The sequence below is a fragment of the Streptomyces sp. AHA2 genome (assembly GCF_036857595.1).
Taxonomy (GTDB): Bacteria; Actinomycetota; Actinomycetes; order Streptomycetales; family Streptomycetaceae; genus Streptomyces.
This window is the reverse complement of record NZ_JAUQWJ010000001.1, coordinates 430,458-448,231: the sequence shown is the minus strand read 5'-3', so window position 1 is coordinate 448,231 and position 17,774 is coordinate 430,458. Positions and strand designations below refer to the sequence as shown.

Here is a 17,774-nt window from a genome sequence, read left to right as displayed (position 1 = left end):
GGCGGTCCCCGCGAGGTGAGAGGGCCTCCGCGCCACCGTCAGGCGGTCACCTTCGCCGCTGCCCGTCCGGCCGCGCGGCCGGAGAAGAGGCAGCCGCCCAGGAAGGTGCCCTCCAGCGCGTTGTAGCCGTGCACGCCTCCCCCGCCGAACCCGGCGACCTCGCCCGCCGCGTACAGGCCCTCGACCGGCTTGCCGTCGGCCCCCAGGGCGCGGGAGTCGAGGTCGGTCTGGATGCCGCCGAGGGTCTTGCGGGTGAGGATGTGCAGCTTGACGCCGATCAACGGGCCCGCCGCGGGGTCGAGGATGCGGTGCGGCGTGGCGACCCGGCCGAGGCGGTCGCCGATGTAGCGGCGGGCGTTGCGGATGCCCTGCACCTGGGCGTCCTTGGCGTAGGGGTTGGCTGTCTGCAGGTCGCGGGCCTCGATCTGGCGCTTGATGGCCTCGGCGTCGAGCAGCGGCTCGTCGGTGAGGGCGTTCATCTTCTCCACGAGCTGCTCGATGCCGGGCGCGGTGACGAAGTCGGCGCCCTTGCGCAGGAACGCGTCGACGGGTCCGGGTGCGCCCTTGCCGAGGATGCGTTCCTTGAGGAACCCGGCGCGGTCCTTGGCGGTGATGTCGGGGTTCTGCTCGGAGCCCGACAGCGCGAACTCCTTCTCGATGATCTTCTGCGTCAGGATGAACCAGGAGTGGTCGTACCCGGCGATGTCCTCGGTGGTGCGCAGGTGCTTGAGCGTGCCGAGGGTGTCGTAGCCGGGCAGGTACGGGCCGGGCAGCCGGCGGCCGAGGGCGTCGAACCACATCGAGGACGGGCCGGGCAGGATGCGGATGCCGTGGCCGGGCCAGATCGGGTCCCAGTTCCGCAGGCCCTCGGTGTAGTGCCACATGCGGTCGCGGTTGACCAGGCGCGCGCCGGCCTCGGCGCTGATGTCCAGCATCCGCCCGTCGACGTGGGCGGGGACGCCGGTGACCATGCGCTTCGGCGGGGTCCCCAGGCGCTCGGGCCAGTACCGGCGGACGATGTCGTGGTTCGCGCCGATGCCGCCGCTGGTGACGACGACGGCCTGGGCGGTCAGTTCGAACTCGCCGACCGCCTCGCGGCTGGAGGCCACACCGCGCGGCGAGCGGTCCTCGGCCAGGACCGTGCCGCGCACGCCGCGCACCGCACCCTCCTCGGTGACCAGGGCGTCGACCCGGTGCCGGTGGTGGAAGGCGAGCAGCCCGTCCCGGGCGGCCTGCTCGGCGTGGCGGACGAAGGGTTCGACGACGCCGGTGCCGGTGCCCCAGGCGACGTGGAAACGGGGCACGCTGTTGCCGTGCCCGTGTGCCGTGAGGTCGCCGCGCTCGGCCCAGCCGACGGTGGGCAGGAACGTGATCCCGTGACCGTCGAGCCAGGACCGCTTCTCCCCCGCCGCGAACTCGACGTAGGCGCGGGCCCAGCGCACCGCCCAGGAGTCCTCGTCGTCCAGCCGGTCGAAGCCGGCGCTGCCCCGCCAGTCGCTCCAGGCCAGGTCGAAGGAGTCCTTGATGCCCAGGCGCCGCTGCTCCGGCGAGCCGACGAGGAAGAGCCCGCCGAACGACCAGAAGGCCTGGCCGCCGAGGTTGGCGGCGTTCTCCTGGTCGACGAGCGCGACCTTCCTGCCCCTGCTGGTCAGTTCGTGTGCCGCGACCAGGCCGGCGAGGCCCGCTCCGACCACGATGACATCGGCGTCCATGGCGACCGTTCCCTTCTTCAGTTCCGCGCGCGGTCGGGGGTGCCGCTGCCGTCGGTCAGCAGGGCCGTGAGCAGTTGCTTCAGCCAGGCCCGGGCGTGCCCGGCGTCCCGGTCCAGCAGCAGTTGGACGGTGACGCCGTCGTAGGCCGCGACCACGGCGTGGGCGGCGCCGTCGGTGCCGCCGAGGACGGCGGGCAGCGGGGCGCTGCCGCGGGCCCGGGCGAGCCGGTCGGCGATGGCCCGCCGCAGCCGGGCGCGGTGCAGCAGCAGGCTGCGCGCCACCTCGGGGTCGCGGGCCGCGTGCACCAGGAAGTCCGTCTTGACCAGCAGCCAGTCACGGTCCAGGAGCAGCACGTCGGTCACGCGGTCCACGGCGGCCGGCACGTCGAGGCCGGGACCGTCGAGTGCGAGGGCTCCGGCCACCTGCTCGGCGATGAGGTCGGCCCGCGCCTGGTAGAGCGCGAAGAACAGCTCGTCCAGGCTGGAGAAGTTGGAGTAGAAGGCGCCCCTGCTGTAGCCGGCGGCCTCGCAGACCTCCTCGATCGAGACGCGCCCGAAGCCCTTGGCCGCGAAGACGGCGAACGCCGCGTCCAGGAGGTTGGCACGGGTACGGACCCGGCGCCTGGTCACACGGCCGGTCGTCCCCGGTGTCCTCACCATGCCCGCCTCCGTTCGATACGGGAACGTATCCGATACGCGAACGCATCGGAAGGGCCGGGAGGGCACTTCGCGATCAATGGAACAGGCATTCGAATAGTCGTACACTGGGGCCCATGACCGCGCACCACCTCCAGGGTTCCCTGTTCGACCAGGCGGACGAGCTGAGCCTCGGTCCGCTCGACGGGATCCGCCGCACCGAACTGGGTTCCGGCGCCTGGCTGGACGTGCTGCCCGGCTGGCTCCGCGGCTCGGACACGCTGTTCGAGCACCTCGCCGCGCAGGTGCCCTGGCGGGCGGAGCGGCGCACGATGTACGACCACGTCGTCGAGGTCCCCCGGCTGCTCTCCTTCTACGGCGTGGACGACCCGCTGCCGCACCCGGTGCTGACCGAGGCCCGCGACGCGCTCGGCGCGCACTACGCCGGTGAGCTGCGCGAGCCCTTCACCACGGCCGGCCTGTGCTACTACCGCGACGGGCGGGACAGCGTCGCCTGGCACGGCGACCGCATCGGGCGCGGTGCCCGCGAGGACACCATGGTCGCCATCCTGTCCGTCGGCGCACCCCGGGACCTGCTGCTGCGGCCGCTGGGCGGCGGCGGGGGCACCGTGCGGCGCCCGCTCGGCCACGGCGACCTCGTGGTGATGGGCGGCTCCTGCCAGCGCACCTGGGAGCACGCCATCCCCAAGAGCACCCGGGCGACGGGGCCGCGCATCAGCATCCAGTTCCGCCCGCACGGCGTGCGCTGACTCACGCCCGCCGGCGGCCGCCCCGGCCCCGTCGACCGGACCCGCCGCCCGCGCCCCCGCCGCTGTCTGCTTTCCTGTCCCCGTCGGGAGCAGCGATCACACGGACACTGGGCAGGCGATCATGCAGGCGGACGTGCACCACGTCGCGGACGGCACCTATCTGGTGCACGGTTCGCACACGAACTGGGTGATCCTCACCGAAGGGGACGCCGTCACGCTGATCGACACCGGCTACCCCGGTGACCGGGAACAGGTCCTCGCCTCCCTCGCGCAGGTGGGCAGCGCGCCGGAGGCCGTCACGGCCGTGCTGATCACCCACGCGCACAACGACCACCTGGGAGCCGCCGAGCACCTGAGCGCCGCCCACGGCACTCCCGTGTACCTGCACGAAGCCGAAGTGCCGCACGCCCGGCGGGAGTTCCTGCACCAGGTGTCCGTCGGCACGGTGCTGCGCAACGGCTGGCGGCCGGGCGTGCTGCCGTGGGCGGTGCACGCGCTGCGCTCGGGCGGCACCGCCCACGTCCCCGTCACCGCTCCGCTGGCCTTCCCGGGGCCGGGCGCACTGGACGTGCCCGGACGGCCCGTCCCGGTGCACACCCCGGGCCACACCGACGGGCACTGCGCCTACCACCTGCCGGGCACCGGCGTGCTCGTCTCCGGCGACGCCCTGGTCACCGGACACCCCACCTCGCGCACCGAGGGGCCGCAGCTCCTGCCGGACATGTTCCACCGCGAGCGCTCCCGCGCCGCGGCCTCCCTCGACGCGCTGGCGGTCCTGGAGGCCGAGGTGCTGCTGCCCGGGCATGGCCCGGTGCACCGCGGTCCGGTGCGCGACGCCGCGCTCCGGGCCCGGGAACGCGCCCTTTAGAGTGAGGCGACGATCGGCGAGACGAGGACGACCGGCCCATGGCACTGCAGATCAGCGCGACCAACCCGGAGCACCCCGCGCTCCTGCTGGAACTGCCGTGGGACCTACCCCTGGAGGAGTGGCCCGAGGAGTACCTCGTCCCCCTCCCGCGCGGCATCTCCCGGCACGTGGTGCGCTACTCCCGGGCCGGGGACGAGGTGATCGCCGTCAAGGAGCTGGCCGAGCGGCCCGCGCTGCGCGAGTACGAGCTGCTGCGCGACCTGGACCGCATCGGCATCCCGGCGGTGGACCCGCTGGCCGTGGTCACCGGCCGCACCGACGCGGACGGCGCCCCGCTGGAGAGCGTCCTGGTCACCCGGCACCTGGGCGGCTCGATGCCGTACCGCTCGATGTTCGAGACGACCATGCGCCCGGCCACCATGCACCGGCTGATGGACGCCCTCGCCGTGCTGCTGGTGCGGCTGCACCTGGCCGGGTTCGCCTGGGGCGACTGCTCGCTGTCCAACACCCTCTTCCGGCGCGACGCGGGTGCCTACGCGGCCTACCTCGTGGACGCCGAGACCGGTGACCTGCACCCGCAACTGAGCCAGGGGCAGCGGGAGTACGACCTCGATCTCGCCCGGGTCAACATCAGCGGGGAGCTGCTGGACCTGGAGGCCTCCGGGGCGCTGCACCCGTCCGTGGACCCGATCGAGTTCGGCACGGAGATCTGCGCCCGCTACCGCGGCCTGTGGGACGAGCTGACCCGCACCTCGGTGTACCCGGCCGGCAAGTACCACTACATAGAACGCCGCATCCGCCGCCTGAACGACCTGGGCTTCGACGTCGCGGAGATGCAGATCGAGCACGCCTCGAACGGCGACACCGTCACCTTCGTGCCCAAGGTCGTCGACGCGGGCCACCACCAGCGCCAGCTGCTGCGCCTGACCGGGCTGGACACCGAGGAGAACCAGGCCCGGCGGCTGCTGAACGACCTGGAGAGCTGGATGGCGACCCAGGACGACTACGACCCGGCGGATCCCCTCGCCGCCAGGCCGGAGGTGCTCGCCCACCGCTGGGTGCGGGAGGTGTTCCGGCCGACCGTGCGGGCCGTGCCGCCCGAACTGCGCGGTGCCATGGACCCGGCGGAGATCTACCACCAGCTCCTGGAGCACCGCTGGTACCTGTCCGAGCGGGCCCAGCACGACATCGGCCTGGACACGGCCGTCCGGGACTACATCGAGAACGTCCTGCCCGGGACGGGCGGGACCCTGCAGCCGGCGCGGGACTGAGCTACCGCGCCGACGCGGGGTGCGGCACCACCGCCACCGGGCAGTCCGCGTGGTGCAGCACCCCGTGGGCGACCGAGCCGATCCGCGCGCCGACGGCAGTGCGGCGCGCCCGGCGGCCGACGACCATCAGCTGGGCCGTCCCGGCCACCGACAGCAGCACCTGGCCGGCGCTGCCCATCTCCACGTGCTCCACCACGTGCACCTCGGGGAACCGCTCCCGCCAGGGCCGTACGGCGTCGGCCAGGCCCTTCTTCTCGTACGGCTCCAGCCCACCGGCCTCGTCGAGGAGCTTCAGCGAGCCGGGGCTGTAGGTGAACAGCGGCGGCAGCGTCCAGGCGCGGACGACCCGCACGGTCGCCCCGCGCGCGGCGGCCGTCTCGAAAGCGAAGCGCAGCACCTCGGCGCTGTCCTGCGGGTCGCCCTGCTGCCCGACGACGATCTCGCGTCCGGCCGCCTCGCCCGCGGGCCGGTCGGCGGCCCGGACCAGCACCACCGGGCGGGTGGCCTCGGCGATCACCTGCTGGCCGACCGAACCGAGCAGGAAGCCGACGATCGGACCGTGCCCGCGCGAGCCGAGCACCAGCGTATCGGCGCCCGACGCGGCGGCGACCAGGGTGCCGACGGCCTCGCCCTGGACGACGTCCGTGGTGACCTTCAGGCCGGGATGGCGCTCGGTGACGGTCGCGACCGCCTCGTCCACGGCGCCGCGCACCCACCGGGCCTGCCGGTCCGCGTCACCCTGGATCGCCGCCGGGAGCGCCTCCCGGTCCTCCACCCGCCAGGCGTGCACCACGTGCAGCGGCCGGTCGCGCCGTACCGCCTCGCGGGCCGCCCAGCCGAGGGCGGCCAGGCTCTCCTGCGATCCGTCGAGCCCTGCGGTGATCGGGCGTGTCATGCGGCTGCCTCCTGGGGTGAGCGTCGGACGATGGCGATCAGTCTCCCCCACCCCGCCGTGGCCGCGTGGAGCGGATCTCGGTATCGGAGCGCAAGGCGGCGATCGAACATACGATGGGCGAAGGCCGGCGCGGTGCCCCGGGTCGCCGTGCCGTGAGTCGACCGCCCGGTGCTGGGGGACGCATGACACAGGCCGCCGAAACGGCGCGGACCGTCATCATGACCGTGGACGACGATCCGGGGGTCTCACGGGCCGTGGCCCGTGACCTGAGGCGGCGCTACGGCGCGACGTACCGGATCGTGCGGGCGGAGTCCGGCGAGTCCGCGCTGGAGGCGCTGCGGGAGCTGAAGCTGCGCGGCGACCTGGTCGCCGTGATCCTCGCCGACTACCGGATGCCTCAGATGAACGGCATTGAGTTCCTCGAACAGGCCCTGGACGTCTACCCGGGCGCCCGGCGCGTGCTGCTGACGGCGTACGCGGACACCAGCGCGGCGATCGACGCGATCAACGTCGTGGACCTCGACCACTACCTCCTCAAGCCGTGGGACCCGCCCGAGGAGAAGCTGTACCCGGTGCTGGACGACCTGCTCCGGGCGTGGCGCTCCAGCGACTTCCGGCCGGTGCCTGCCACGAAGGTCGTGGGGCACCGCTGGTCGGCCCGCTCCTCGCAGGTGCGGGAGTTCCTCGCACGCAACCAGGTGCCCTACCGCTGGTACTCCGCCGACGAGCCGGAGGGGCGGCGGCTGCTGGCCGCGGCCGGCGAGGACGGGCTGCGGCTGCCCGTGGTCGTCACCCCCGACGGGACGCCACTGGTGGAGCCGGAGGCCGTCGACCTGGCCGCGAAGGTCGGGCTGGCCACCACGCCGGCCGCCGAGTTCTACGACCTCGTCGTGATCGGCGGCGGCCCGGCCGGCCTCGGCGCCGCGGTCTACGGCGCCTCCGAAGGACTGCGGACCGTGCTGGTCGAGCGGTCGGCGACGGGCGGCCAGGCCGGACAGAGCTCCCGCATCGAGAACTACCTCGGCTTCCCCGACGGTGTGTCGGGCGCACAGCTCACCGACCGGGCCCGGCGGCAGGCGGCCAAGTTCGGCGCCGAGATCCTCACGGCACGCGAGGTGACGGCGCTGGAGGCCGGCGGCGCCGCGCGGATCGTCCGGTTCTCCGACGGCTCGGCGGTCGCCGCGCACAGCGTGATCCTCGCCACCGGCGTCTCCTACCGCCAGCTGGCGGCACCGGGCTGCGCGGACCTGACGGGCTGCGGCGTGTACTACGGATCGGCTCTGACGGAGGCGCCCGCCTGCCAGGACCAGGACGTGTACATCGTCGGCGGCGCCAACTCCGCCGGGCAGGCGGCGATGTACCTCTCGCGCGGCGCCAAGTCGGTGACGCTGCTGGTGCGCGGTGAGTCGCTGACGGCGTCCATGTCGCACTACCTGATCCAGCAGATCGAGGAGTCCCCCAACATCCAGGTCCGCACCCGCACGGTCGTCGAGGAGGCGCACGGCGACGGTCACCTGGAGCGGCTGACCCTGCGCGACGTGGACAGCGGTGCGTCCGAACAGGTCGACGCGCAGTGGATGTTCGTGTTCATCGGCGCGGCCCCGCTGACGGACTGGCTGGACGGGACGGTGCTGCGCGACGAGCGCGGGTTCATCCTGGCCGGGCCGGACCTGACCCCCGACGGGCGGCCGCCGCAGGGCTGGGAGCTGGACCGGCCGCCGTACCACCTGGAGACCAACGTGCCCGGGGTGTTCGTGGCGGGCGACGCCCGCTCGGAGTCCGCGAAGCGGGTCGCGTCCGCCGTCGGAGAGGGAGCCATGGCCGTGATGCTCGTCCACCGGTACCTGGAGCAGTCGTGAGCGGGGAGTGCCTGCCGTGCAACCCCGCGGAGATCGGGGCGTTGTTCCTGTTCGAGAAGCTCACACCCGAACAGCTCGGCCGGCTGTGCGCCGAGGGACGGGTGGAGCGGTTCGAACCCGGACCGGTGTACACCGAGGGTGAGCCCGCCACCTGCTTCTACGTGATGCTCGAAGGCACGGTCGTGCTGTACCGGCGGGTCGGCGGGGACGACGTGGAGGTCAGCCGGACCTCCCAGCGCGGGGTGTACGCGGGGTCCATGCAGGCGTACCTGGGCGACCGGGTGCGGCAGGTCTACAACAACTCGATGCGCGTCACGGAGCCGACCCGGTTCTTCGTGCTGCCCGCCGACACCTTCGCGGGCGTCATGCAGGAGTGGTTCCCGATGGCGGTGCACCTGCTGGAGGGGCTGTTCTTCGGCTCGAAGAACACCCAGCGGATGATCGGCCAGCGCGAGCGGCTGCTGGCGCTCGGCTCGCTGTCCGCCGGTCTCACGCACGAGCTGAACAACCCGGCGGCCGCGGCGGTGCGGGCGACGGCGACCCTGCGGGAGCGGGTCGGCAAGATGCGGCACAAGCTGGCGGTCATCGCCCAGGGTTCGTACTCCCCCGAGGTGATGGCGAAACTCATCGACATCCAGGAGCGGACCGCCGAACGCGTCGCCAAGGCCCCCACGCTCAGCCCGCTGGAGGCCGCCGACCGGGAGGACGAACTGACCGACTGGCTCGACGACCGGGGGATCCCCGAGGGCTGGCGGATCGCGCCCACGTTCGTGCAGGCGGGGCTGGACATGGACTGGCTGGAGCAGGTCGTCACGGCGGTGGACGAGGACATGCTGCCCAGCGCGGTCGGCTGGCTCAGCTACACCGTCGAGACCGAGCTGCTGATGGACGAGATCAGCGACTCGACCACCCGCATCTCCCACCTGGTGGACGCGGCGAAGCAGTACTCGCAGCTGGACCGGGCGCCCTTCCGCCGCGCCGACGTGCACGAACTCCTCGACTCCACCCTGGTGATGCTCTCGGGCAAGATCGGGCGGGACATCCAGGTGGTCAAGGACTACGACCGGACCCTGCCGAGGATCCCGGCCTACCCGGCGGAGCTCAACCAGGTGTGGACGAACCTCGTCGACAACGCGGTCGCCGCGATGAACAGCGCGGGCGGGCGCGGGACGCTGACCGTGCGCACGGCCCGGGAGAACGACCGGCTGCTGGTGGAGTTCCGGGACACCGGCGTCGGCATCCCGGCCGAGCACCGCGAGCGGATCTTCGACCCGTTCTTCACGACGAAACCGGTGGGTGAGGGGACCGGACTGGGACTCGACATCTCCTGGCGGATCGTGGTGGACAAGCACCACGGGAGCATCCAGGTGGAGTCGGAACCGGGGGACACGCGATTTCAGGTGCTGCTGCCGCTGACAGCGGCGGAGGAGGAGGAGCCGGCATGAGCGAGGCGAACGGCATCGACCCGAACGTGCCGCCGAGCGGCGACGGGTGCGCGGAGTGCGACACGGCCGGGGGGTGGTGGTTCCACCTGCGGCGGTGTGCGCAGTGCGGGCACGTGGGGTGTTGCGACAGCTCCCCCTCCCGGCACGCCACGGCCCACTTCCGGCAGACCGGGCACCCCTTCGTGCAGAGCTACGAGCCGGGTGAGACCTGGTTCTGGAACTTCGAGACGAACGAGCTGTACGAGGAGGGGCCCGAACTGGCCGCGCCGGTGAGCCACCCGGACGACCAGCCCGCGCCGGGCCCGGCCGGGCGGGTCCCGGCGGACTGGGCGAAGGTGCTGCGCGGCTAGCCGGCCGGGACCCGCCGGCGGCCGGGACCGTCCGTGGCCGTTCGCGTCTCGCGGCACGGCCGCACACCCCCGCTCCACGGACCCACAACCCCGCACCCCGCAGCAAAGAGAAAGTTGGTCGTGTGTCCCAGGCTTCATCGGTCGCGCCCGTGGTCGGGCGGGACGCCGAACTCGCGCGCCTTTCCGGTGTGCTGGAGCGTGCCCGCGCCGGTGAGGCACGGGCGGTGCTCCTCGCCGGGGACGCCGGTGTCGGCAAGACCCGGGTTCTCGACGAGGCCGGGAAGCGGGCCGCCGAGGCGGGCATGACCGTCGTCACCGGGCACTGCGTGGACCTCGGTGACGTCGGTCTGCCCTACCTGCCGTTCACCGAGGTCCTGGGCGTGCTCGCCGCCGACCCGCGGTTCTCCGACGCCCTGGCGGCCCGTCCGGTCGTGGAGCGGCTGCTGGGCGCCGGGACGGACTCCGCGCGGGACGTGGACGGACGGCTGCGGCTGTTCGAGCAGATGGCGTCCCTGCTCGCCGACGTGGCCGACGCCGCCCCGCTGCTGCTCGTGCTGGAGGATCTGCACTGGGCCGACCAGTCGTCGCGGGATCTGCTGCGCTTCCTGCTCGGCCGCGGTGTGCTGGGACGGCGGCTCGCGGTGTTCGCCTCCTACCGGGCCGACGACCTGCACCGCCGGCACCCGCTGCGGCCGTTGCTCGCGGAGCTGGTCCGGCTGCCCGCCGTGGAACGGCTGGAGCTGCGCCCGCTGGCCGACCCGGACGTGAGCCGCCTGGTGCGGGCCCTGGAGCGCCGGCCCCTGCCGGAGGCCACGGTCCGGCGGATCGTGGAGCGGGCCGAGGGGAACGCCTTCTACGCCGAGGAACTGCTCGCGGCCACCGACACCGGCTCCGGCGGGGTGCCGAGCGGGCTCGCCGACGTGCTGCTGATCCGCTTCGAGCAGCTGTCCGACACCGCGCAGCAGGTGCTGCGGACCGCCGCCGTCGCCGGGCGCCGGGTCGAGCACGACCTGCTGCGGGAGGCGGTCGGGTTGCCCGAGGCGGAGCTGGAGTCCGCCCTGCGGGAGGCGGTGGGACGGCAGTTGCTCGTCGCCGGGGACGACGACACCTACTCCTTCCGGCATGCCTTGGCCCGCGAGGCCGTCTACGCCGATCTGCTGCCCGGGGAACGGGCCCGGCTGCACGGGGCGTTCGCGCGTCTGCTCGCCGGGCGCGGGCGGCCCGGGAGCGCCGCCGAACGGGCCCACCACTACCGGGAGAGCCACGACCTGGCCGAGGCGCTGGCCGCCTCGCTGGAGGCCGCCGACCACGCCCAGCGGGTGGGGGCGCCGGCCGAGGAGCAGCGGCATCTCGAGACGGCCCTGGACCTGTGGCCGGCCGTGCCGCCCGAGGCGCGGCCGGCCGGCGCGGCCGTGGGCCGGGTGCCGCTGACCCTGCGCGCCTCGGCGGCGGCCGCGCACGCCGGGGAGCTGCACCGGGCGGTCTCGCTCACCCGGTCCGCGCTGGCGGAGCTGGGCCAGGACGCGGACTCCGAACTGGCCGCGCGGGTGCGTTACACCCTCGCCGGCAACCTGCTCAGCGTGGACAGCCTGACGGCGGCGTTCGCCTACAGCAGCGAGGCCCTGGCGATGATCCCGCAGGACCCGCCGTCGCGCACCTGGGTGTGGGCGGCCGCCACCCACGTCATGGCCGCCCGCTACGTCGGGGAGAACGACACCGCGCTGAAGGTGGCCCGGCGCGCGGTGGAGGTGGCCGAGCGGCTGCACGTGACCGACGCGCAGGCGGACCTGCTGATCTCCCTGGCCGGGTTCGACCCGGGCGGGCGGCGGGGGGCACCGGGCCGGGAGCGGCTGCTGGCCGCCCGGGACCTGGCGGCGCGTTCGGGCAACGCGGCGGTGGAGCTGCGGGCCCTGTTCAACCTCGCCATGGGCTGCTACGAGAACGGGGACCTCGCGCAGTGCCTGCCCTGGCTGACGGAGGGTCTGGACCGGGCCCGGCGCGCCGGTCTGCTGTCGTCGCCGTACCCGCTGGAGATGCGGTACCTGCGGCTGGTGGTGCTACAGGTGCTGGGCCGCTGGGACGAGTGCGTGCGAGCGGCCGCCGCCGACGCCGAGGTGCTGCCGGCGGCCGGCGGGTACACGGTCGGTCCCGCGCTGCAGGTGGCCCTGGCCCGCGGCGATCTCTCGGCCGCCGACCGGGCGCACGCCCTGCTTCAGGGTCCGTTCGACTGGATGGCCACCCTGGTCGCGGGCATCGTGCTGACCGACGCCGCGGCGCTGCGCCGGGACCCGGAGGAGGCCGTGCGGTGGGCCCGCTCCACGGTGGCGGCCCTGACCGACGAGGCGGGCACCCGTCCCGATGCGGCGGTCCGGCTGGCCGCCCTGGCACTGGCCGCGGTGTCCGACGCGGCCGCCGAGGCACGGCTCACCGGTGACGCGGCCGGGGAGCGCCGCTGGGTGGCCACGGCGACGGAACTGGTGGAACTGGCCCGGGACATCGCCGGTCACGGCGAGGACGCCGCGCCGCAGGGCCCGGAGGGCCAGGCCTGGCTGGCACGCGCCGAGGCGGAGTGGCTGCGCGCCGCGTCCGGGCCCGATCCGGCGGCCTGGTCGCGGGCGGTGGCGGCGTTCGGCTACGGCGACGTGTACGAGCGGACGCGGTGCCGGTTGCGCCACGCCGAGGCCCTGGTCGCGGCCGGGCGACGCGAGGAGGCGGTCGCGCAGGCCAGGGAGGTGCGGCAGAGTGCGGACCGGCTCGGTGCGGTGCCGTTGCGCGAGCAGGTGGACGCCCTGGTCCGCCGCGGACGGCTGTCGCACGCTCCGGAAGCGGGCGACCGGGCCGGTGCGCTGACCGCCCGGGAGCAGGACGTGCTGCGGCTGCTGGCCCGGGGGCGCAGCAACCGGCAGATCGGCGAGGAACTGTTCATCAGCGGCAAGACGGCGAGCGTGCACGTCTCCAACATCCTCGCCAAGCTGGGCGCTTCCAGCCGCGGCGAGGCGGTGGCGGTGGCCTACCGGGAGGGCCTGATCACCCCGGAGCCGTCCTCGCCGGGGTGAGGGCCGCGCTCCCGCCGGCCCGGGGCCGCGTCAGCCGGGGCGGCATTCGAGACTGTCGAGATCGACCGCGTCGGCCATCGCCCGCATCCCCTTGTCGTTGGGGTGGATGTGGTCACCGCCGTCGAAGACGGGCAGCATCCGCTCCGGGTCGGAGGGGCTGCGCAGCACGCAGTCGAAGTCGGTGACGGCGTCGAAGGCGCCGCCGTCGCGGATGAAGGCGTTGACCTCGCGGCGTACCGCCTCCGCCGCGGGGTCCCACTCGGGCCAGCCCTTGAAGGGCGCGATGGTGGCGCCGACCACGCACCTGCCGGCCGCGTGCGCACGGTCGATGAGGGTGCGGTACCCGGCGATCAGCCGGGCCGCCGTGGGGGCGGGGTCGGCCTTGATGTCGTTGACGCCCTGGAAGAGGAAGACGGTGCGCACGCCCGGCAGCGACAGCACGTCCCGGCTCAGGCGGTCGAGGGCGCTCTGCTCCGGGCCGTCGGTGAGGACGCGGTTGCCGGAGATGCCCTCGTTGGCGACGCCCTCGACCGTGCCGGAGGTGGACTTCGCCAGCCGGCGGGCCAGGTAGTCGGGCCAGCGGCGGTCACGTTCGGCCGTGGACTGCCGGCCGTCGGTGAGGGAGTCGCCGAGGGCGGCCACGGCTGCCGTGCCCTTGCGGGGCCGTACGGTGACGGCGTCGAGGTGGAACCAGGAGCCCGTGCGCTGTGTCCAGTGGGTCGCGCCCTCCTCGGCGGTGTGGTCGCCGTCGCTGATGTACGAGGTCTTCAGGGCCATGCCGTGCCCGGTGAGCGTGCCGCCGGCCCGGGTGACGTACAGGCTCACGGCGAGGTCGCTTGCGCCGGGGACGTGCCCGGGCAGCGGGTCGCTGAGGACGAGGCCGCCGGCCGGGACGGTGACGCCGGTCGCGCCGCCGAAGGTCACGGGCCGGTTGCTGCCGGGGACGAGGGCCGCCCCGTCCCGTCGCAGGCCCGCGCGGACGCTGCCGAAGGTGACCGGCTGGTCGCCGAAGGCGTTCGACAGCCGCACCCTCAGGCCGCTCCCGCCGACGCTGGTGCGCACCATCAGCCGGTAGCCGCGGTCCGCGCGGGCCGCCTCACCGACGCGGTCGGCGGATGCCGCCCAGGTGACGACGTCCTGGCCGGACCCGGCCGGCACGCCGGGTGGCTGGGTCGGCCGGGCGCCCGCCGGGACCGTGCCCGTGCCGCAGCCCAGCGCGACGCAGCAGGACAGGGCGGCGAGGGCGGCACCTGGGCGGCGGGGGCGTGCGGTGCGGGGCATCGTCGGAGCTCCTTCGGGCCGGTCGGTTCGCCGGCGAGGACGTGGACGGCCTCGGGCCGGTGCGTGCGGACGGGCTCACGGGGCGAGGTCCCGCAAGGTCACCGAGCCGCCGGGAGTGAGGCGGACCTGCCGGGTCGTCCCGGCGTACGCCACCGTAGTGGTACGGCCGCCGACGCTGTGCGGGGTGGCCCCGACGGGCCCCCTGCCGCCGGTTCGGGCCGGGGAGGGGACCGCCGCGCACGCCGGCCCCGCGGATGCCGACCTGGTCCGCCCAGGTCTGCGGGGGGGCGGGCAGCATTTCCGGGCCGATCTCCGCGATCTTGGCGGAGCGGGAGGGTCCGGGTGAGGATGCCGGGATGAAGGGTGACCTCTTTTCCAGTGAGCACGTGGTCCGGCCGGCCGTGGCGCCGGGCATGACGGTGGAGAACGCCAAGTGCCTGCGCTACACGGTGAACGGCGAGATGCTGGCGCGTCAGGGCGCGATGATCTCCTATCGCGGCAATCTGCAGTTCGAGCGCAAGGGGCAGGGCGTGGGCGGCATGCTGAAGCGCGCGGTCACCGGCGAGGGCCTGCCGCTGATGGCGGTACGCGGGCAGGGCGAGGCGTGGTTCGCGCACGAGGCGCAGAACTGCTTCATCGTCGATGTCGAGCCGGGTGACGAGTTCACGGTCAACGGCCGCAACGTCCTGTGCTTCGACGCCACACTGTCGTACCGCATCTCCACCGTGAAGGGCGCCGGCATGACCGGCGGCGGCCTGTTCAACAGCGTCTTCACCGGGCAGGGCAAGCTGGGCCTGGTCTGTGAGGGCAGCCCGCTGGTCATCCCGGTGTCGCCGCAGTACCCGGTGTACGTCGACACCGACGCGGTGGTGGGGTGGACCAACGGACTGCAGACGTCCCTGCACCGCTCGCAGTCCATCGGCTCGATGCTGCGCGGCGGTTCCGGCGAAGCCGTGCAACTGGTGCTGCAGGGCGAGGGGTTCGTGGTCGTGCGGCCCAGCGAAGCGACACCGCAGAAGGCGGGGCAGCACTGATCGCGCGTGAAGTGATCTGCGCCTCACAGACAACCCGGTCCGCTCCGCCGACGTCTTGACCGGCGACAGACGATGCCCTGGCCCTGGTGGCCAGGGCTGCTTTCCACCCCTCTATACGCACCGTGTATACGCAATGTGTAGAGACGGTGTGCATACGGACCGAAAGGCATCGATGTACGGCAAGGCATTCGCCCCCGAGTACCAGGGCGCCCTCACCACCCTGTCCGTCAACTCCTCGCTCACCGACGTGCTGGCCGCCGGCACCGAGCAGCTGGAGGCCGCCGAGCGGGCCGGGAAGCCCCGGGAGGCGGCGCGCTCCGGACTCGCGGTGGCCGAGGCCCATCGCCGGCTCGGCCGGGTCGAGGAGGCGGACCGGGCGTGGAAGGCCAGTTACCGGGCGGCCCGGCAGGCGGGCGACGCGGCGGCGATGGCGTGGGCCCTGTGGAGCGGCGGCACCCTGGCCCGCCAGCGGGGCGCGTTCCCGCTGGCCCGCCGGCTCCTGCAGCTCGCCGCCGAGCTGGGCGAACGCGGCGAAGACGTCGTCGTGCGCGGCTACTCGCTCGCCGGACTGGCCGAGACGGGCCGCATCCAGGGCGACTACGAGGCCGTCGGCCGGCTGCACGAGCAACTGCTCGCCGAGGCCAGGCGGCGCGGCGAGGCACGGCACACCGTCTGGGCGCTGGAGGGCATCGCGCAGATGCACCGCAACACCGGCGAATACGATCGCGCGTACGCCCTGTTCGCGGAGGCCGCCCAGATCGCGGCACGCGCCGAGGACCGGCGTGGCCACGCCTGGGCTCTGCGCGGACTGGCGGACGTGGTGTCCGCGCGGGACGGGGACACCGAGCGGGCCCTCGCGCTGCTGAGCGAGGCGGAGACGACCTGCCGGGCGATGCGCTTGTCGAGCGCGCTGGCCTATAACCACAAGATGCGCGGCAACGTCCTCTACCGGGCCGGGCGTTACGAGCAGGCGCGGGCCTGGTACGAGCGGGCCCTCGCCGGGTTCCGCGAGATGAGCGAGCCGCGGGGGCAGGCCCTGGCCCGCCTCGGCCTGGCCAAGTCCCTGGCCCGGCTCGGGCGCGACCGGGCCGGGACGGCAGCGGAACTCGCCGATCTGGCGGCCACGCTGGAGCGCATCGGTCTCCAGCACGCCCGCGCGATGGTGGCCCGGGCGCACGAGGAACTCGGCATACCGGCGCACGCCGCTTCGACGGAGGCGACACGGTGACGACCCTCCCGGCCCGGCCCGACACCCGGTCCCCCGGCGCCCCGGTGACCGCCCCCGCAGCCCCGGGGGGCCGGCCGGGCCCGCCGGTGACCGGCCCTTCGGCTGAGCAGGCCGGGCCGGACTCACCGGCCCGGGAGGCCGGGCCGGGCCCGATGCCGACCGGTCCGGCGGCCCAGGCGGGCCCCCCGCCCTGGACGTGGGCCGGTCCCGGTTCCCCGCGTCCGGGTCCGAGTCCGGCCGCGGTCGCTCCCGGCACCGCTCCGGAACGTGGATTCGATCCCCCCGCCCGGCCCGCGGACGCCCCCGGCATCCTCCGTCGCTGTCGGGCGCTGGTGCGTCCCGCTCTCGGCGAGGCCGTCGGCCGGATGCATCCCTGGGTCGCCGAGATGGCCGCGTACTCCTTCGGCTGGTGCGAGGTCGGCGGCGCGCCCGTCGCCGCCCCCGGCGGCAAGGGCGTACGGCAGGCCCTGGCCGTGCTGGGCGCCGAGGCGGCGGGCGCCGACGGGCGGGACGGGGTGGCCGCGGCGGTCGCGGTGGAACTGGTGCACGCCTTCTCGCTGGTGCACGACGACATCATGGACGGCGACGCGCACCGGCGACGCCGCCCGGCCGTGTGGAAGGCGTACGGCACGGGACCGGCCGTCCTCGCAGGAGACGCCCTGTTCGCCCTGGCGGTGGACACGCTGGCCACGCGGCCGGGCGGCGCCGGGGGCGTGCGGGCCCTGTCGGCGGCGCTCGGCGACCTGGTGTGCGGGCAGGCCGACGACCTGCTGTTCACCGGCCGGCCCTGGACCGGTCCGGACCGGGTGCGCCCGCACGAGTACCGGGTGATGGCCGAGCGGAAGACGGGTGCGCTGCTGGGCTGCGCCGCCGCGCTCGGTGCCGTGCTGGGCGGCGGCGATCCGGCGACCGCGGCCGCCCTGGACCGCGCCGGGCGGCACCTCGGTGTCGCCTTCCAGATCGTCGACGACGTGCTGGGCATCTGGGGCGACCCGGAGGTCACCGGCAAGCCCGTGCACGGGGATCTGCGTGAGCGGAAGAAGACGTTCCCGGTGCTGGTCGCGCTCGGCTCACCGCAGGGCCGGCACCTCGCCGCCCTGCTGGAAACGGGCGAGGCGCCCCAAGCGGCCGCGGCGCTCATCGAGGAGGCGGGCGGGCGCACGGCGGCCCTGGCCGAGGCACGGCGGCAGGTCTCCGCCGTGGAGACGTCCCTCGCCGGTGTGCCGCTGGCGGCCGGGGCGGCAGCCGACCTGCGGGCCCTGCTCGGTCACCTGGTGCGCCGGGACCTCTGAGGCAGCACGGCAGGCGCACCCGACCCCGTTGACCTGGAGCACCTTCGCGGGTCAGGGTGCGTCACGGCGCGTTCTCGC

General features: G+C 74.4%; 14 protein-coding genes. 10 read left to right on the top strand and 4 right to left on the bottom strand.

Annotation, left to right across the window (positions count from 1 at the left end; all coding sequences use genetic code 11):
* Window positions 1–38: 38 nt before the first annotated feature.
* Together Q5694_RS02120 and Q5694_RS02115 are read right to left on the bottom strand one after the other, a co-directional pair.
* Window positions 39–1,712: an FAD-binding dehydrogenase gene (locus Q5694_RS02120; protein ID WP_333930215.1), complete on the bottom strand. Its 1,674-nt coding sequence runs from the start codon at window positions 1,710–1,712 to the stop codon at window positions 39–41.
* Window positions 1,713–1,729: 17 nt separating this feature from the next.
* Window positions 1,730–2,371, bottom strand: coding sequence for a TetR/AcrR family transcriptional regulator (locus Q5694_RS02115; protein ID WP_333930214.1), 642 nt, complete (start codon window positions 2,369–2,371; stop codon window positions 1,730–1,732).
* 113 nt (window positions 2,372–2,484) lie between these two features.
* On the opposite strand from Q5694_RS02115, the gene Q5694_RS02110 reads away from it, so the two are divergent.
* The 3 genes from Q5694_RS02110 to Q5694_RS02100 all read left to right on the top strand — a co-directional run bounded on the left by Q5694_RS02110 (window position 2,485) and on the right by Q5694_RS02100 (window position 5,256).
* Entirely contained in the window at window positions 2,485–3,117 is a 633-nt protein-coding gene (locus Q5694_RS02110; protein ID WP_333930213.1) for an alpha-ketoglutarate-dependent dioxygenase AlkB, read from the top strand.
* Between the two features lie 121 nt (window positions 3,118–3,238).
* Entirely contained in the window at window positions 3,239–3,985 is a 747-nt protein-coding gene (locus Q5694_RS02105) for an MBL fold metallo-hydrolase (RefSeq protein ID WP_333930212.1), read from the top strand.
* Window positions 3,986–4,023: 38 nt separating this feature from the next.
* Window positions 4,024–5,256 carry a DUF4032 domain-containing protein gene (locus tag Q5694_RS02100; protein WP_333930211.1) on the top strand — a complete coding sequence of 411 codons (1,233 nt, stop codon included), beginning with the start codon at window positions 4,024–4,026 and terminating at the stop codon, window positions 5,254–5,256.
* A gap of 1 nt (window position 5,257) precedes the next feature.
* Here Q5694_RS02100 and Q5694_RS02095 read toward each other — a convergent pair whose 3' ends face one another.
* Window positions 5,258–6,151, bottom strand: a complete 894-nt coding sequence (locus Q5694_RS02095; RefSeq protein WP_333930210.1) for a universal stress protein — start codon at window positions 6,149–6,151, stop codon at window positions 5,258–5,260.
* A 182-nt stretch (window positions 6,152–6,333) separates the two neighbouring features.
* Between Q5694_RS02095 and Q5694_RS02090 the strand changes: the two genes are divergently transcribed.
* The 4 genes from Q5694_RS02090 to Q5694_RS02075 all read left to right on the top strand — a co-directional run bounded on the left by Q5694_RS02090 (window position 6,334) and on the right by Q5694_RS02075 (window position 12,861).
* Window positions 6,334–8,010, top strand: coding sequence for an FAD-dependent oxidoreductase (locus tag Q5694_RS02090; RefSeq protein WP_333930209.1), 1,677 nt, complete (start codon window positions 6,334–6,336; stop codon window positions 8,008–8,010).
* A complete protein-coding gene (locus Q5694_RS02085) occupies window positions 8,007–9,455 on the top strand; it encodes an ATP-binding protein (protein ID WP_333930208.1) in 1,449 nt (482 codons plus the stop codon). Before Q5694_RS02090 ends, Q5694_RS02085 begins: the two co-directional genes overlap by 4 nt.
* Entirely contained in the window at window positions 9,452–9,805 is a 354-nt protein-coding gene (locus tag Q5694_RS02080; RefSeq protein ID WP_333930207.1) for a UBP-type zinc finger domain-containing protein, read from the top strand. Before Q5694_RS02085 ends, Q5694_RS02080 begins: the two co-directional genes overlap by 4 nt.
* 122 nt (window positions 9,806–9,927) lie before the next feature.
* Window positions 9,928–12,861, top strand: coding sequence for a helix-turn-helix transcriptional regulator (locus Q5694_RS02075; RefSeq protein ID WP_333930206.1), 2,934 nt, complete (start codon window positions 9,928–9,930; stop codon window positions 12,859–12,861).
* Between the two features lie 30 nt (window positions 12,862–12,891).
* On the opposite strand, the gene Q5694_RS02070 is transcribed toward Q5694_RS02075, so the two are convergent.
* Window positions 12,892–14,142, bottom strand: coding sequence for an SGNH/GDSL hydrolase family protein (locus Q5694_RS02070; RefSeq protein ID WP_333930205.1), 1,251 nt, complete (start codon window positions 14,140–14,142; stop codon window positions 12,892–12,894).
* 356 nt (window positions 14,143–14,498) lie between these two features.
* Here Q5694_RS02070 and Q5694_RS02065 point away from each other — a divergent pair, with 356 nt between their 5' ends.
* The 3 genes from Q5694_RS02065 (at window position 14,499) to Q5694_RS02055 (ending at window position 17,696) form a co-directional block, all read left to right on the top strand.
* Entirely contained in the window at window positions 14,499–15,176 is a 678-nt protein-coding gene (locus Q5694_RS02065) for an AIM24 family protein (protein WP_333930204.1), read from the top strand.
* Between the two features lie 172 nt (window positions 15,177–15,348).
* The gene (locus Q5694_RS02060) at window positions 15,349–16,404 is read left to right on the top strand and encodes a tetratricopeptide repeat protein (protein ID WP_333930203.1); all 1,056 of its coding nucleotides are present in this window, start codon (window positions 15,349–15,351) and stop codon (window positions 16,402–16,404) included.
* Window positions 16,405–16,769: 365 nt separating this feature from the next.
* Window positions 16,770–17,696, top strand: coding sequence for a polyprenyl synthetase family protein (locus Q5694_RS02055; protein WP_443040793.1), 927 nt, complete (start codon window positions 16,770–16,772; stop codon window positions 17,694–17,696).
* Window positions 17,697–17,774 lie beyond the last annotated feature (78 nt).